The following is a 14,504-nucleotide window of genomic DNA, read 5'->3' as shown; positions in this document are numbered from 1 at the left end:
TTTTTTAACATGGTCCATGCACCGAAAACCGCAGAGAAAAGATCCGATTATGGCCACAGTCCATGAACAGCGGCAGCGCAGGATAGAGCACGCGCTGTTACGCGACCCAGGTGCGGTGGTAGACGTCAGTATTCGCCTTTGGGAGCAGCTGGCCACTGAGTTGAATCAGATCATTGGTGAGCGGGGCGTGGAGTCGATGTATGCCCGCAGCCTGCACCAGAGTCAGAAACAGTTCAACTGGCTGACGCCCCATCCGCCGCAAGCGCTGGAAGCTGCCATGAGAGCCTTGCGCGCCAGCTTGCAGGGACAGGCAGAGACCGCCGCCTGCGCGGCGAGCACGGCGATGATGATGCACTTCATCAACACCCTTATTTTATTAATTGGCGAACTCTTAACGAATAGCATCCTCCTCAAGGCCTGGGGTGATGACGTTGTGAATAATGCTGGAACGGAGCCGAACGAATGAACAAAGTCACCATCCAACGCCTGGCCACTGGCGTGCCGGGGCTGGACGAACTGCTGGGCGGCGGAATACCGGAGTTTTCCTTCAATCTGGTAGCGGGCACGCCCGGCAGCGGCAAGACGACGCTGGCGCACCAGATCATGTTTTCCCTCGCCGCGCCGGAGCGCAAGGCGCTGTTTTTCACGGTCCTGGGCGAACCACCGCTGAAGATGCTGCGCTATCAGCAGCAGTTTCCTTTCTTCGATGTGGACAAGATCAACCAGTCGATCAAGTTCGTCAATCTGTCGGCTGACTTGCTGGAGGGCGATTTCGACCGCGTGCTGGCGCGCATCGCCGAAGAGGTCGAGGCGTTCTCGCCCAGCCTCGTCTTCGTCGACTCCTTCCGTTCCGTGGTGCAGTCGGCAAAGTCCATGGACACGGGCGCTGCCGGCCTGCAGAATTTTGTGCAGCAGCTGGGCGCGCAAATGACCAGCTGGCTGGCCACGACTTTCCTGATCGGCGAATACCTGGCGCCCGAGGCTGAGTCCAGCGCCGTGTTCACGGTCGCCGATGGCATCCTGTGGCTGTCGCAGCTCGTGCACCGCGACGCCATGGTGCGCAAGATCCAGGTGGTCAAGATGCGCGGCCAGTCACAAAGCCTGGGCGCGCATACCTTCCGCATCAATGACGATGGCGTGGAAATCTTTTCCCGCGCCGTGCTGAAGGCCAGTGGCACGGGAAAGGTCAGCATTTCCGGTAATGAGCGCCTGTCGCTGGGCGTGCCGGAGCTCGACCAGATGATGGGGGGCGGCTTGCCGGCCGGCTATTCGCTGCTGCTGGTGGGACCGTCAGGTTCCGGCAAGACCGTGCTGGCCACCCAATTTCTCGCGGAAGGCGTGCGTTGCGGCGAGCCCGGCGTGATCGCCGCCTTCGAGAAAAGCCCGAACCAGCTGCTCAGCCATCAGTTGAATGCCCTCGTCGATTCCGGCCAGATCGGCGTGATCAACACGCGTACGCTCGACCTGTCGCTCGATGAAATCCTGCACGACCTGCTGAGCATGATCACGCGCATGAAGGCCAAGCGCGTGGTCATCGACTCGCTGTCCGGCTTTGAAATGGCGCTGGCGTCCATGTTCCGCGAGGATTTCCGCGAATCGCTGTACCGCCTGGTGGCGGCTTTGACGGACATGGGCGTGTCCGTGCTGATGACGGCCGAGCTGGAAGACCAGTACACCATGCTGCGGTTCAGCTCCTATGGCAACGCCTTCCTGGCCGACGCCATCGTCATGCAGCGCTACATCGAACTCGAAGGCCAGTTCAAGCGCGTCGTATCGGTGGTGAAGGTGCGCGGAAGCGGCCACAGCAAGGATATCCGCTTCTACGATATCGACGCCGGGGGCTTGAAGATCGGCGCTACCCTCAGCCAGTACCAGGGCATCCTGTCGGGCGAGCCTTACCGGGCTTAGGCGATGAGGCGTATGATGGAAGTGCGGCCATGCGGGTGATGGCCGTGCGCACAGGGGAGCAATGCGTCTTCTGTGTTTCCGAGCCGATCAAGAGGAGATATGATGGACAAAGCCGAATTCATCCTGGCCGCGAAAGCCATGGAAACGCTGGAGATGTATCAGACCTTCTATGGCCATTCGCAGGAATACCAGGCGCACCAGCAGGAAGTATTGAAACTGCTGCGCCACAAGGGGGCCTCCCTGCTGGTGTCGGAACATGGTCCGGCCAAGTTTTTATTGGCGTTTGCCGATGCGCTGGAAGCGGCCAGCTTGCCGGGCGAGTATGTGCCGCTCAGCCGCAGATAGGATAGGCCCGTCCCGGCAGAAGGGGGCAGCAAGGAAAGCAGCCCTCTGCCGGTTTAGCCCCTAGCCGCCGTTCCCCCTGTCGTTCAGCGACACCCTGGGCAGGCGCACGGTAAACACCGTGCCGCATTCCAGGCTGGACTCGGCGCCGATGGTGCCGCCGTGCGCGCTGGCGATTTCACGCGCGATAAACAGACCCAGCCCGATGCTGGTGGCATTCGGCGCTTTGTGTTCGTCGGAAATGGCCAGTTGCACCAGGGGATCGAAAATGCTCTTCAGCGAGGCTTCCGGGATCTGGCGGCCGAAATTCTTGACTTGCACCACGGTCGTATCGGCATCGCCGCAGGCTGTGATGGTCACTGGCTGGTCGTCGGTGCGATATTGCGCAGCATTGTTGAGCAAATTGGAAAACAGCTGGGCCAGGCGGGGCGCATCGAAGTCGCCGATCATCTCACCCGTGGTATTCAGTTCAAACTTGCATTCCGGGTGAGCCGCCGAGGCATCCTCGACGGCTGTCTTGCAGATTTCCCCCAGGTCGCCCAAGGTGGGTGAAACGGGCATGTGGCCCCCCAGCTGCGTCCTGGCGAATTCCAGCAGGTCGTTCACCATGGTTGTCATGGTCGCTGCACTGCGGGCAACCCGTGCGCCGATCTGCACCGTGGAAGACGAGGTCGCGCTCGGCCGGCTTAGCAGCGCACCAGCCATCGTCATGGTGCTCAGCGGACTGCGCAGATCGTGGCTGAGGATGGCGAGAAAAGTATTGCGGGTGCGGTCGCTCTGCTGCGAATAGCGTATGGCCGATTCCTGCAGCGCCTGGTCTATCGCTTCATTGAAGCGCAAGATGTCGTCCGTTGCCGTTTTCGACGTCACCGACACCTGTGCCATCCACAGCCGCAGAACGCTGGCCCGCATCGCGCGAAATTCCGCCGTCAGCTGCGGCAGCGTGAAGCCGATCTGCTGGCGCAGCGAGCCATGCGTGGCGGCTGCCGTTTCCTTGCCCGTGATTTCCGATACGCCCGTGGTCGATTTTTTCTTTCGCTGCGCCGCGTTCTCGATGACGTCCATGTCACGCACGATGGTTTGCAGCATCTGCTTGGCATGATCGCGTAATTCTGCCTTCGAGATGGCGGCGCCAGGAATGGGGAGCGACCTGGCGAACAGTTCCCACTCTTCCAGGATCGGCTCCAGATGGCCGGTAATAAAGCGTGATAGTTTCACGGTGGACCAATGCGTTGATGGAAGAGGGGCCAGTGTACGCCGTTGCGGCGGGGGATGGGGGATTGCGCATCCTTGTCCTTCGCTCCCGGTGGCGCGGGTGCCGGCTTTGTCCATGTACAATCGGCAACATCCGGATCGACGTATCCGCCCCTTCATTGCGGAGTACGCCTGAGCGTGACACAAACATTGCAAACCTGGCTGCTGGCCTGGCGGGAAGCCTTCACCTGCATCGGCTTGGGATTGCGTGATGCGCGTCATGCGGGGCTATGGTGGCGCTCCGCGCTGTGGTGCATGGCCGTCGTGGCCCTGTGGCTGGGACTGTATGGGTACTTCGGCCGCTTCTTTGTCGAGCTGAGCGCCATGCTGGCGCTGGTGTCGGTTACCGGCTTGCTGGGGCTGGGCGTGATGGATGGCGTCGGGACACTGGCCAATGGGCCTGCCACGCTTTCGCAGATGGGCAATATCGCCGGCGGCCTGGGTAGTGCCGCCAAGGCCATGCTGTCGATCGGCCAGATCGCCTTGGCCTTGCTGGCGCTGGCTGCCTTTTTCTATGTGATGGTTTTTATCGTCGGCGCCATCGGCACGGCGCGCTTGCCGCTGCGCTGGCTGTTGCTGGAGCGCGCCAAGGCTGTGGCGGCGCGCCGCTATGCAGCGTGGCAAGCACCGGCCGGCCTGGAGCTGTCCGCCGCGCGTCCCGCCTGGCGGCGTCGCCTGTTGCTGCTGCTTTCCCTGCTGATCCCCGTGTGGGCCATGTGCGTGCTGATCCCGTACTTGCTGGCCTGGAAGTCCAGATGATCTACGGCGCGGCAGCTGAAGAGGTGCTCGGCGCGGAACAGCAAGCGGCGTTGCGCCGCGAACAGCGCCCGGCGATTTTTGCCCTGGGACTGTTGCTGTGCTTGCTGATGCTCGTGCCGGTCCTCAATTTATTGTTGCCAGCCGTGCTGTGCACCAGCGTTTGCCATTTGCAGCGCCGCGGCTGGCGCGCAACGGGGTCACCGATCAACGTGGAATGAAAAGAGTGAACATGAGTGAAAACGCAAGACGCGCCACCCTGGAGCGCGCGATTGAAATCGCCGCCGCCACCCATGCCGGCCAGACGGACAAGGGCGGCGCGCCGTACATCCTCCACCCCTTGCGCGTCATGCTGCGCGTCGCCCCCGGCGCCCAGCAGATTGTCGCCGTGCTGCATGATGTGGTGGAAGACAGCGACGGCAAAGTCACCTTCGACGACCTGGCGCGCGAAGGATTTTCCCGGGAAGTCATCGACGGCGTGCGCGCCGTGACCAAGATCGAAGGCGAGTCCTACGAAGCGTTCATCGCCCGCGCGGCCTTGAACCCCGTCGGCAAGGCCGTCAAGCTGGCTGATCTGGCCGAGAATAGCGACTTGTCGAGGATAGAGAATCCGACGCAGAAGGATTTGGAGCGGGTGGCAAAGTATCGGAGGGCTATTCAGCAGCTCATATCGCAGCAATGATTCTTTCATGCCGAGAGCGTATCCGAGTGGCTCCGCCTCCTGGGATCACGGGGTACGGGCAAGAGCCTTGCGGATGGCCTGCTCGACGGGGCGGTCTATCAGCGCCAGGACGATAACCACGACAGCGGTAACAATCAGTCCCTCCAGTAAAGCTGGATCAGGGAAAAGTTGCTGATTGGCGATAGGAGCGGGCGCTGTTGCACGCTTCCAGAGAAGCAGCACCAGGGCGGCGCCAGCGGCGAGCAGCATGGCCGGTCGACGATGCTGCAAGCGGGCGATTTGCCCCATCAGCAGCAGCGCGATACCCCACGCAAAAGGATAGAAGCCGTGATCGAACAAGATCATGCGCTCATCATGGTATGCGCCGGTGTACCAGGCAAAACGGGAGAAGCCGAAAAGACCAGAAGCGACGAGGGCCACAGCCAGCACGAGAAAACTGGAGGAAAGCAGGCGAGCAATTTTCATGGTTGGGATTTCTTTGCCAATGCTTCGAGATCGCGTTCGGCCAGATGGCGCTTCTGCTTGGTGACTTGGATAATCTTGCCTTTGCTGAAGATAACTCGCTGGCCATGCCTGTAATCCTGCTCGCTATTTTTTTCGCCGCCGCCATTGATGTTCGGGTTGGCCTGGTCGGCGTGACCGATAACAACGGACGCGGACTTGAGTCTAGATTTTTAGTGTTAGTAAATATAGCATATTTATTAATTGTATTAGCGTTAAGCTGGTGCCCGGGCATGGCTGGTTTTAATTCTGGGGGGAGCCGCCGCGCTGCAGCGCATTAGGCGTCTTGAAATTTTTGCTGGCAAAGTGCAGACAATTAACCGGCCAAGAGCGGATGTGGAATAAGCTTGCGCTGCTTCTTGCATTCCGTTACGGGCAAGAATACAAGTTGTTTAATTCAGGGCGTGCAGTCGCCCATTTCTAAATATGGAATCAATCACAGTGATGGCAGAAAAGTGGAAGAACCAAGAGGTGCGAAGCTACAATGGCCTCGTGTGCACCAACGGTGATATCTACGAAGTACACGAAACCTGGATGGCCAAAGTACATGAAGAACAGGAGCTTGGCAGTTGGCTCAATGTCGCGATTCTGGCGCAAGAAGAGCTGTATGGTGGACAGTACATAGTCAAGTGCGGAGAGGCTATGGAACACGGCTCAATCGGCGTAGTCGTTTTGGAATCGCTGCAAAATCATGAACCTGTTTGGACGTTTGTTTCGGATCAATCCAATCCATTTGATCAAATAACAATCAAGGCTGGCTGGGTTGTGGTGCTGTCAACGTCAGGTACCGTATTTCGGTTTGGTACTCCAATAAGGGAGGCAAGGCTTCTGCTTGCGAGTACTTCGACCCATGGCGCTAAGGACGGGAATTTGTAAAGTGAACGCTGCGCCTCCGCTCTCTGGCCGCACGGGTTCCGTAGTGCAGACTCAAGCCGGCGATGTAGTGGCAAGCGATAATTGGCTGCTGGATTTAAGCCCTCGATCTTTTAATCTCTGGGCCCGCTGGCTCAACTACAAGTCAGGTTGCGACATGGAGCATTCGGTTTCACGGTTGATAATTGCGGCTGGTGTGGCGTGTTTATTCATGGGCATGGCCGCTATTCAACAAATGCGGCTGAATCGTCCCATCGGTAAAGTAAAATATTTTCTGCTTAAATTAGCGGTGTTAGTCTGGCTGGTGAGTGGACTATTTGTCGGAACGCTCTACAGTCACGGAGTCGATGTGGCGTGGTACATTTTTGGTGTCGCCGTTAGCCTGGCCGGATGTGTTGTTGCAGGCATTGTGGTGTTTGCCTGGCCGTTTTTCACAGGGCGCAAGCCGGACAGTTAATATACTTTATGAAGTTGCATTACTTACGGATTTAGTTGCAGACCGACATCTTTACGATATATGTAATCCGATTCTATGAACCAAATTCTTGGCTTTACCTCACTAATTGGCTTTGCAACCGCACTGATTGTGCACATTGCGGCATTGATGGGAGTCAATGTATCTGATAATTTTCCTGCGATCTGGTGGCTGCACGGCGGCATTTTCCTTGTGTTCATTCCGTTTGTCTTCTCCAGTCGAAAGTCACTCGGCCCCAAACCAACGTTCGCTGAACTACGCGCAGCTTTTCCGAAGTGGGTGGTCGGACTGGGACTCTGTATAGCTGCTTACGCATTGGTGAATTTTGCACTCTTCATGATGAACGCGGCGGGCGGTAATCCTTCGATCGTTGACGGGAAATTTGTGCTATTGAACCGTGGAAATTTCATTCGCGAACTGACCGCCGTGGAGTATTCCACTTTCAAGGTAAATCAAGTGCGAGGTTTCTCCGGCCACTGGCTAGTGTTCTACTTTGTGCCATTTGCGTATTTCATGTTCCATAAGAGATCTGAACCGTTCAATTCGACGCCTTCGGTGCGGCTGCATTGATGCATGAGGTTTTGCTGTCCAAGTGGCCGTATTCCGCAATACTGATGGCGGTAACGACGCTGAAACTGTTGCAGTCCAGGCAGCATCAATCGTCATGACCCAAAAACACAATGAGACTGGGCTGCCGAGGTCGCTGTTATGAAACCCGGCCTGCTCGGACGCTCCATGTCCGCCGTGGGGCGGAAGCGGACGGAGCCCATTAGCGCTGCGAATCGCCACCAGTAGCCTAAGGCCGCGATTCTCAGCGCGGGAATTTATACCGTACCAGGAGCGTAGGTCCTTTGCCGCCGGGTGGCGTCAACAGTATCTCGTCACCCGGCTGCATCTCTTCATACATTACCGTGCAACAGGTCGGCATCGAGTGGCCGCGCGCCGGATAAACGCCAACGTCGGTGTGCAGGTTCGCAGCGCGTACGTCCACGCTGGACTTGCCGGCCTTTCCTTCATCTTGCAGCAGCTTGCGCAGTGCGGTGACGAAGTCCCCTTTGCTGAGCCTGGCAGGCGCTTGGGTTGCTTGCGGGCGAGCGTTTGTGTCGTTTTTCATGGCAGTTTTCTTCAGTGAGTACATTCCCGCCACTATATCATTGGCCCCTGATGTTGCAGGACAGACAGCCGCCAGATTTAATCAGTAAAGACCGAACACAATTTCCGCTGTTGATCCGGCCGCCTGATTTGCAGCCGGCATCCAACGCCCAGAGCACATAGAGGGGCAGGTCCTTCATTCGTACACGGCCTGAGCAGTTGATGTTGTTGCTAGGAAATCGCCTGCGGCGCAAGAGCTAGTCAGAGGAATCGGAGAGGGTTGCGCTTGCAAGCGCAACCCGGTTTTGCGGCGCCGAGCTGCGCTCGCCGAAGTCCCGCAAAACCCCCGCGCCCGTACCGGACGCGGATTCCATGCCCGCATTCTGCACGCATGGAATAAATAAAAAGGGCCTCCCCGCCAAAACGGGGAAGCCCTTTTATTTATTCAGTGGTGGAGACGGCGGGAATCGAACCCGCGTCCGCAAGCACTCTACAGACAGTTCTACATACTTAGCACTATCATTTAATTTAACTCAGCCAGCACGGATGTGCACGTTATGGGCAAGCGAGTTACCTATTATTTAGTCGGACGCTAAGTAACCCAGCATACGACGAGTCCCTGTAAATGACTCTAGAGCTTTTGACGGCCCACCCCAGGGACGAGGTGTTCTAGAGCTAACAGCGATTAAGCTGCCAGTGCGTACGAGTTATCGTTTGCAGTTAAGTTTTTTCAGGTTGTATTTACGAGGTAGCCCGCCCTCGGTATGCCCTGCGCTGCTTTGCAACCCACGTCGAAACCAGGTCGTCCCCACAGAACCTTCATTGTAGCGCAATCTGCCCACTCTTGCATGATGCATTCGCTTGCCGGCGTGCCAGATCAAGCGCAGGCCATTTATGCCGCCAGCTGCCGCGCCTGCGCCGCCTTCACCACGGCGCTGACCAGCTCGAGCAAGGCTTGCGGCGTGTCCAGCAAATGGTCGGCGTTCCAGTGCTGCGGCTCGACGGGGCCGCAGTAGCCCCAGGCGCAGGCGACCGTGCGCATGCCGGCGGCGCGGCCGGCCTGGATGTCGCGCAGGTCGTCGCCCACGTACCAGCAGTCTTCCGGCACCAACTCCAGGCGGCGCGCCGCTTCCAGCAGGGGGGCAGGGTGTGGTTTCGGGTGCGCCATGGTGTCGCCCGAGATCACGCAGCCGGCGGCGCCCAGGCCGATCTGGCCGACCAGCGGCTCGGTGAAGCGGGCGGCCTTGTTGGTGACCACGCCCCAGGCCAGGCCCAGGGCTTGCAGGCCTTCCAGCAGGGCGGGGATGCCGTCGAATAAGCGGCTTTCCACGGCCAGGGCCGCTTCGTAATTGTTCAGGAAGCCGTCTTTCAGGGCTTCGTAGCCGCTTTCGCCCGGTTGGACGCCATATGACGCGCCTATCATGCCGCGCGCGCCGGCCGAGGCCGTGGGGCGCAGGATGTCATACGGGGTCGGCGCCAGGCCGGCGCGCGCGCGCAGCAGGTTGATGGCCGCTGCCAGGTCGGGCGCGGTGTCGGCCAGGGTGCCGTCGAGGTCGAACAGGATGGCGCGCGGTGCTGGCAGATGGTCTGTGATCATGGCGGGCAAAGTGTGTCAAGTGGGAATGAAAAATGGCGGCCGCAGCCGCCTTGTATTGTGCGTGATGGTTACAGCGGCCGGGTGCAGGCCACCAGGTAATTGACGCTGGTATCGCTATTAAGTGAGTAAATCTTGGTCAATGGATTGTAGCCCATGCCGCGCATGCTGTTGACGTCCAGTCCGGCGCTGCGCAGGTATTGCGACAGTTCCGCCGGGGTGATGAATTTGTCATAGTCGTGCGTGCCTTTCGGCAACAGACGCAGCAGATATTCGGCGCCCAGGATGGCGAACAGATACGCTTTCGGGTTGCGGTTCAGGGTCGACAGGAACACGTGGCCGCCCGGTTTCACCAGTGCGGCGCAGGCCTTGACGATGGCGGCGGGGTCCGGCACGTGCTCGAGCATTTCCATGCAGGTCACGACGTCGTACTGGCCCGGCTCTTCCTCGGCCATGGCTTCGGCGGCGATCAGCTTGTAGCGCACCTTGGCGCCCGATTCCAGGCTGTGCAGGTCGGCAACTTTCAATGCCTTGTCGGACAGGTCGATGCCCGTCACGTCGGCGCCCTTGCGGGCCATCGATTCGGCCAGGATGCCGCCGCCGCAGCCGATGTCGATCACGCGCTTGCCGGCCAGCGGCACTTTCGCGTTGATCCATTCCAGGCGCAGGGGGTTAATTTCGTGCAGGGGACGAAACTCGGAAGTGGGGTCCCACCAGCGGTGGGCCAGCTCACTGAATTTTTGGATTTCAAGAGGGTCGGCGTTCATAGGTCGAATAATAGCGGCAATTTTACAATTGGGCAGCCACGGACGAAAAAAAACCCCGCCGTAGCGGGGTTTTTCATGCTGTTCTTGACTTGCGCGATGACTTGCGGCAAGTCCAGGGGATCAGCTATTACTTGTTGCGGGTACCAACAACTTCGATTTCCACGCGACGGTTTTTCGCACGGCCTTCGGCAGTTTTGTTATCAGCAACAGGTTGTTTCTCGCCTTTGCCTTCGGTGTACACGCGGTTGCTTTCAACGCCTTTGGTGACCAGGTAGGCTTTGACAGCATCAGCACGACGTACCGACAGTTTTTGGTTGTAAGCATCGGTGCCGACGGAGTCGGTGTGACCCACAGCGATGATGACTTCCAGGTTGATGCCGCCCAGTTGTGCGGACAGCTCGTCCAGCTTGGCTTTGCCTTCTGGCTTCAGCGTAGCTTTGTCGAAATCGAAGAATGCATCAGCGGCGAAGCTGACTTTTTCCGAGGTAGGAGCAACGACGACTGGCACTGGCACGACAGGTGCTGGTGCTGGAGCAGGTACGACTGGTGCTGGAGGAGCCACGCATTTGCCGTCTTGCAGGGTTTCTGGCTCTACGCACAGTGGTACGTCGCAACCTGGCACTGCGTCAGCAGGTGTCCAGTAGCCGGTACGCCAGCACAGGCCGAATGGGTCACGCACGATTACGCCGCGGGCATCTTGCACGTAAGCGCTTTTTGGGCTTGGTGCTTTGATGTCAGTGGTAACTGGCGCGAATGGTGGGGAGGTTGGGGTTTGGGCCGAAGCCGAGCCAGCAATCACTGCGGATGCAGCGAAAAACAGCGTTACAAATTTATTCATTCTTTTTTCCTTTCGGGGGGTGATATCCGCAGAACAACACTGCGCTACTGGTGCTACGTGCCAAGATTTTATCATGTAGACCATATGCGCTCGTTTCAGATTGCGAAACTAGCAATTAACTTCCCAGTCATTTTGCCACACGCATCAGGGGCACACGACCGTGGTTAAATCAAAGCTTGCCCGATTTTAGACCGTGCGTTGTTTTTGCGCAACGAAAATGCCCATTTGTAACGCGCCTGTAACAATTGATCGCTTTTTTTGCCTCTTTTAAGGGCAGGTATCTTGAACTGATATTGCCATTGTGCATTATCGACAGGTCAACGTGCACGTCCCCGGTGCAAACTGCCAATCTTGTTGGTATGGCCAATTTGTACAGGTAGCTGGGCGCGCATGCTAAAATCGTGCGCTTGACTGTTAAGAGTGTCGAGCAAATGCCCACGGCGGCACTGCATGGCCAGGACGTACCCTTGCGGTACCCGTACTGGCCGTGCCGCCAGCCCGCCGATTTGTCTGGCACTCTGCGACATGGAAGCCGGGCCGCGCCAGCAGCGCGCGGCGCGGCGTCCACGACGACAGCCACCCAGGATATGCAGTATTGCGTCATACATTGCGTAACAGATAAGTTAACCACAGCCTGAGATCAGTCGAACCGCCAATGGATCAATTCGCAAAAGAAACAATTCCTATTTCCCTCGAAGAAGAGATGCGCAAGAGCTACCTCGATTACGCCATGAGCGTGATCGTCGGTCGCGCCTTGCCCGATGCGCGCGATGGCTTGAAGCCAGTGCACCGCCGCGTCTTGTTCGCGATGCATGAAATGAATAACGTGTGGAACCGCCCTTACGTCAAGTGCGCCCGCGTGGTCGGCGAAACCATGGGTAAATACCATCCCCACGGCGATGCCTCGATCTACGACACGCTGGTGCGCATGGCGCAAGATTTTTCGCTGCGCTACATGCTCGTCGATGGCCAGGGCAACTTCGGTTCCGTCGACGGCGACGGCGCCGCGGCGATGCGTTACACCGAGTGCCGCCTGGACAAGATCGCCGGCGAACTGCTGGCCGATATCGACAAGGATACCGTCGACTTCCAGCCCAACTACGATGGCAAGGAAAAGGAACCGACGGTCTTGCCGACGCGTATCCCGAACCTGCTGATCAATGGCTCGTCCGGTATCGCCGTCGGCATGGCGACGAACATTCCGCCACACAACATCACCGAAGTCATCGACGGCGCGCTGCACGTGCTGCGGAACCCCGATTGCACGATCGATGAATTGATCGAGCTGATCCCTGCGCCGGACTTCCCGACGGCCGGCATCATCTATGGCGTGTCCGGCGTGCGCGACGGCTACCGCACGGGCCGCGGCCGCGTGGTCATGCGCGCCAAGACCCACTTCGAAGAATACGGCAAGGATGGCGGCCGCATCGCCATCATCGTCGACGAACTGCCATTCCAGGTCAACAAGAAGTCCTTGCTGGAACGCATCGCTGAAAACGTGCGCGACAAGAAGCTCGACGGCATTTCCGACATCCGCGACGAATCCGACAAGTCGGGCATGCGCGTGGTGATCGAGCTGAAACGGGGCGAAGTGCCGGAAGTGGTGCTGAACAATCTGTACAAGCAGACCCAGTTGCAAGATACCTTCGGCATGAACATGGTGGCCCTGGTCGATGGACAGCCGAAGCTGCTGAACCTCAAGCAGATGCTGCAGTGCTTCCTGTCGCACCGCCGCGAAGTGGTGACGCGCCGTACCGTGTTCGAACTGCGCAAGGCGCGCGAACGCGGCCACGTGCTCGAAGGCCTGGCTGTCGCGCTGGCCAACATCGATGACTTCATCGCCATCATCAAGGCCGCGCCGACGCCGCCGATCGCCAAGGTCGAGCTGATGGCCAAGGCATGGGATTCGTCCGTCGTGCGCGAAATGCTGGCCCGCACGGGCGACGGCACGACGCCAGGCGGCATCGATGCCTACCGTCCGGAAAACCTGCCGAAACACTATGGCATGCAAACGGATGGCCTGTACAAGCTGTCGGACGACCAGACGCAGGAAATTCTGCAGATGCGCCTGCAGCGCCTGACCGGCCTGGAGCAGGACAAGATCGTCAACGAGTACAAGGACGTGATGGAGCATATCGCCGACTTGCTCGACATCCTGGCCAAGCCTGAACGCGTGACCGTCATCATCACCGATGAAATGACGGCGGCGAAGAACGAATACGGCATTGGCAACAAGGACGCGCGCCGCTCGCAGATCGAGTTGAACGCGACCGACCTGGAAACGGAAGACCTGATCACGCCGCAGGACATGGTCGTGACCCTGTCGCACACCGGCTACATGAAGGCCCAGCCGATCACCGAATACCGCGCGCAGAAGCGCGGTGGCCGCGGCAAGCAGGCCATGGCGACGAAAGAGGAAGACTGGATCGACCAGCTGTTCATCGCCAACACGCACGACTACATCCTGTGCTTCTCGGATCGTGGCCGCATGTACTGGCTGAAGGTGTGGGAAGTGCCGCAAGGCTCGCGCAATTCGCGCGGCAAGCCGATCGTCAACATGTTCCCGCTGCAGGACAACGAAAAGATCACCGTGATCCTGCCGCTGTCGGGCGAGAACCGCACGTTCCCGGAAGACCATTACGTCTTCATGTCGACCAGCCTCGGTACCGTCAAGAAAACGCCGCTGAAGGACTTCAGCAATCCACGCAAGGCCGGCATCATCGCGGTCGACCTGGACGACGGCGACTTCCTGATCGGCGCGGCGCTGACCGACGGCCAGCACGACGTGATGCTGTTCTCCGATTCGGGCAAGGCAGTGCGCTTCGATGAAAACGATGTGCGTCCGATGGGCCGTACGGCGCGCGGCGTGCGCGGCATGAACCTGGAAGAAGGCCAGCACGTGATCGCCCTGCTGGTGGCCGAGAACGAGCAGCAATCGGTGCTGACGGCAACGGAAAACGGCTACGGCAAGCGTACGCCGATCACCGAGTACACGCGCCATGGCCGTGGCACGAAAGGCATGATCGCCATCCAGACCAGCGAGCGCAACGGTAAAGTGGTTGCCGCGACCCTGGTCGATACCAGCGATGAAATCATGCTGATCACCACCGGTGGCGTATTGATCCGCACCCGCGTGTCGGAAATCCGCGAGATGGGCCGCGCGACGCAGGGCGTGACCCTGATCGCCGTGGAAGACGGCACCAAGCTGTCCGGCCTGCAGCGCGTGGTGGAAACGGATATCGACGAAGTCGAACTGACGACGGAGGCGGGCACGGAGGCCGCGCCGGCGGCGGCCGATCCGGTCGATCCGGCCCAGCCGGAGTAAGATGATTGGGGCTCTTTCGGGAGCCCCAATTGCTATTGGCGCGCCAGTTGCGGCGCCAGCCTGCGTGTCCCATTTGTTCCCCGCTTTTATAAAGTCC

General features: G+C 59.0%; 17 protein-coding genes and 1 other RNA gene. 11 read left to right on the top strand and 7 right to left on the bottom strand.

All coding sequences use genetic code 11. The annotated features are described in order from the left end of the window. Positions 1–49 precede the first annotated feature (49 nt). The 3 genes from CSQ92_RS20305 (at position 50) to CSQ92_RS20295 (ending at position 2,253) form a co-directional block, all read left to right on the top strand. On the top strand, positions 50–466 hold the full coding sequence (locus CSQ92_RS20305; protein ID WP_070257556.1) for a hypothetical protein: 417 nt from the start codon (positions 50–52) through the stop codon (positions 464–466). Next, positions 463–1,908, top strand: coding sequence for an ATPase domain-containing protein (locus CSQ92_RS20300; protein ID WP_099395207.1), 1,446 nt, complete (start codon positions 463–465; stop codon positions 1,906–1,908). The genes CSQ92_RS20305 and CSQ92_RS20300 overlap by 4 nt, the downstream gene beginning before the upstream one ends. 99 nt (positions 1,909–2,007) lie before the next feature. After that, positions 2,008–2,253: a hypothetical protein gene (locus tag CSQ92_RS20295; RefSeq protein ID WP_143450411.1), complete on the top strand. Its 246-nt coding sequence runs from the start codon at positions 2,008–2,010 to the stop codon at positions 2,251–2,253. 60 nt (positions 2,254–2,313) lie between these two features. Here the strand turns inward: CSQ92_RS20295 and CSQ92_RS20290 are convergent, their stop codons facing one another. Continuing rightward, a complete protein-coding gene (locus CSQ92_RS20290) occupies positions 2,314–3,468 on the bottom strand; it encodes a sensor histidine kinase (protein ID WP_099395206.1) in 1,155 nt (384 codons plus the stop codon). A 174-nt stretch (positions 3,469–3,642) separates the two neighbouring features. Between CSQ92_RS20290 and CSQ92_RS20285 the strand changes: the two genes are divergently transcribed. From CSQ92_RS20285 to CSQ92_RS20275, 3 genes are read left to right on the top strand one after another with little or no spacing between them, the layout of a single operon-like run. After that, positions 3,643–4,263 (top strand): hypothetical protein, encoded by a 621-nt coding sequence (locus CSQ92_RS20285; RefSeq protein WP_143450410.1) that lies wholly within the window; start codon positions 3,643–3,645, stop codon positions 4,261–4,263. Next, positions 4,260–4,481 carry a hypothetical protein gene (locus CSQ92_RS20280; protein ID WP_099395204.1) on the top strand — a complete coding sequence of 74 codons (222 nt, stop codon included), beginning with the start codon at positions 4,260–4,262 and terminating at the stop codon, positions 4,479–4,481. The genes CSQ92_RS20285 and CSQ92_RS20280 overlap by 4 nt, the downstream gene beginning before the upstream one ends. Positions 4,482–4,492: 11 nt before the next feature. After that, positions 4,493–4,942, top strand: a complete 450-nt coding sequence (locus CSQ92_RS20275; RefSeq protein WP_099395203.1) for an HD domain-containing protein — start codon at positions 4,493–4,495, stop codon at positions 4,940–4,942. Positions 4,943–4,987: 45 nt separating this feature from the next. Here the strand turns inward: CSQ92_RS20275 and CSQ92_RS20270 are convergent, their stop codons facing one another. Further along, complete coding sequence (locus CSQ92_RS20270) at positions 4,988–5,407, bottom strand: hypothetical protein (protein WP_099395202.1); 420 nt, start codon at positions 5,405–5,407, stop codon at positions 4,988–4,990. A 44-nt stretch (positions 5,408–5,451) separates the two neighbouring features. Between CSQ92_RS20270 and CSQ92_RS20265 the strand changes: the two genes are divergently transcribed. The 4 genes from CSQ92_RS20265 to CSQ92_RS20250 all read left to right on the top strand — a co-directional run bounded on the left by CSQ92_RS20265 (position 5,452) and on the right by CSQ92_RS20250 (position 7,361). Beyond that, positions 5,452–5,724: a hypothetical protein gene (locus CSQ92_RS20265; RefSeq protein WP_143450409.1), complete on the top strand. Its 273-nt coding sequence runs from the start codon at positions 5,452–5,454 to the stop codon at positions 5,722–5,724. Between the two features lie 160 nt (positions 5,725–5,884). Beyond that, positions 5,885–6,319, top strand: coding sequence for a hypothetical protein (locus tag CSQ92_RS20260; protein WP_143450408.1), 435 nt, complete (start codon positions 5,885–5,887; stop codon positions 6,317–6,319). 43 nt (positions 6,320–6,362) lie between these two features. Then, positions 6,363–6,773, top strand: coding sequence for a hypothetical protein (locus CSQ92_RS28875; RefSeq protein ID WP_143450407.1), 411 nt, complete (start codon positions 6,363–6,365; stop codon positions 6,771–6,773). A gap of 75 nt (positions 6,774–6,848) precedes the next feature. After that, positions 6,849–7,361, top strand: coding sequence for a hypothetical protein (locus tag CSQ92_RS20250; RefSeq protein ID WP_099395199.1), 513 nt, complete (start codon positions 6,849–6,851; stop codon positions 7,359–7,361). A 241-nt stretch (positions 7,362–7,602) separates the two neighbouring features. On the opposite strand, the gene CSQ92_RS20245 is transcribed toward CSQ92_RS20250, so the two are convergent. The 5 genes from CSQ92_RS20245 to ompA all read right to left on the bottom strand — a co-directional run bounded on the left by CSQ92_RS20245 (position 7,603) and on the right by ompA (position 11,082). Continuing rightward, on the bottom strand, positions 7,603–7,905 hold the full coding sequence (locus CSQ92_RS20245; RefSeq protein WP_099395389.1) for an HNH endonuclease: 303 nt from the start codon (positions 7,903–7,905) through the stop codon (positions 7,603–7,605). A gap of 427 nt (positions 7,906–8,332) precedes the next feature. After that, positions 8,333–8,693: a transfer-messenger RNA gene (gene ssrA / locus CSQ92_RS20240) on the bottom strand. 82 nt (positions 8,694–8,775) lie between these two features. Further along, positions 8,776–9,480: an HAD family hydrolase gene (locus tag CSQ92_RS20235; protein ID WP_099395198.1), complete on the bottom strand. Its 705-nt coding sequence runs from the start codon at positions 9,478–9,480 to the stop codon at positions 8,776–8,778. Between the two features lie 68 nt (positions 9,481–9,548). Continuing rightward, on the bottom strand, positions 9,549–10,244 hold the full coding sequence (ubiG, locus tag CSQ92_RS20230) for a bifunctional 2-polyprenyl-6-hydroxyphenol methylase/3-demethylubiquinol 3-O-methyltransferase UbiG (RefSeq protein WP_034751812.1): 696 nt from the start codon (positions 10,242–10,244) through the stop codon (positions 9,549–9,551). Between the two features lie 127 nt (positions 10,245–10,371). Continuing rightward, the gene (ompA, locus tag CSQ92_RS20225) at positions 10,372–11,082 is read right to left on the bottom strand and encodes an outer membrane protein OmpA (RefSeq protein WP_035825645.1); all 711 of its coding nucleotides are present in this window, start codon (positions 11,080–11,082) and stop codon (positions 10,372–10,374) included. Positions 11,083–11,737: 655 nt separating this feature from the next. On the opposite strand from ompA, the gene gyrA reads away from it, so the two are divergent. Then, entirely contained in the window at positions 11,738–14,407 is a 2,670-nt protein-coding gene (gene gyrA, locus CSQ92_RS20220) for a DNA gyrase subunit A (RefSeq protein WP_099395197.1), read from the top strand. The last annotated feature ends 97 nt before the right edge of the window (positions 14,408–14,504 follow it).

This window comes from Janthinobacterium sp. BJB446, from assembly GCF_002735655.1.
Classification (GTDB): domain Bacteria; phylum Pseudomonadota; class Gammaproteobacteria; order Burkholderiales; family Burkholderiaceae_D; genus Janthinobacterium; species Janthinobacterium lividum.
Note: the sequence above shows the minus strand (reverse complement) of the source record. Positions and strands in the feature narration are given on the sequence as shown.

Excerpts from the sequence above, each read along its gene's own strand:
- CSQ92_RS20245 (WP_099395389.1), bottom strand. The coding sequence starts at position 7,905 with ATGAAAAACGACACAAACGCTCGCCCGCAAGCAACCCAAGCGCCTGCC.
- CSQ92_RS20305 (WP_070257556.1), top strand. The coding sequence starts at position 50 with ATGGCCACAGTCCATGAACAGCGGCAGCGCAGGATAGAGCACGCGCTG.
- gyrA (WP_099395197.1), top strand. The coding sequence starts at position 11,738 with ATGGATCAATTCGCAAAAGAAACAATTCCTATTTCCCTCGAAGAAGAG.
- CSQ92_RS20250 (WP_099395199.1), top strand. The coding sequence starts at position 6,849 with ATGAACCAAATTCTTGGCTTTACCTCACTAATTGGCTTTGCAACCGCA.
- ubiG (WP_034751812.1), bottom strand. The coding sequence starts at position 10,244 with ATGAACGCCGACCCTCTTGAAATCCAAAAATTCAGTGAGCTGGCCCAC.
- CSQ92_RS20275 (WP_099395203.1), top strand. The coding sequence starts at position 4,493 with ATGAGTGAAAACGCAAGACGCGCCACCCTGGAGCGCGCGATTGAAATC.
- CSQ92_RS20300 (WP_099395207.1), top strand. The coding sequence starts at position 463 with ATGAACAAAGTCACCATCCAACGCCTGGCCACTGGCGTGCCGGGGCTG.
- CSQ92_RS20235 (WP_099395198.1), bottom strand. The coding sequence starts at position 9,480 with ATGATCACAGACCATCTGCCAGCACCGCGCGCCATCCTGTTCGACCTC.
- CSQ92_RS20295 (WP_143450411.1), top strand. The coding sequence starts at position 2,008 with ATGATGGACAAAGCCGAATTCATCCTGGCCGCGAAAGCCATGGAAACG.
- CSQ92_RS20280 (WP_099395204.1), top strand. The coding sequence starts at position 4,260 with ATGATCTACGGCGCGGCAGCTGAAGAGGTGCTCGGCGCGGAACAGCAA.
- CSQ92_RS20265 (WP_143450409.1), top strand. The coding sequence starts at position 5,452 with ATGGCGCTTCTGCTTGGTGACTTGGATAATCTTGCCTTTGCTGAAGAT.
- ompA (WP_035825645.1), bottom strand. The coding sequence starts at position 11,082 with ATGAATAAATTTGTAACGCTGTTTTTCGCTGCATCCGCAGTGATTGCT.
- CSQ92_RS20270 (WP_099395202.1), bottom strand. The coding sequence starts at position 5,407 with ATGAAAATTGCTCGCCTGCTTTCCTCCAGTTTTCTCGTGCTGGCTGTG.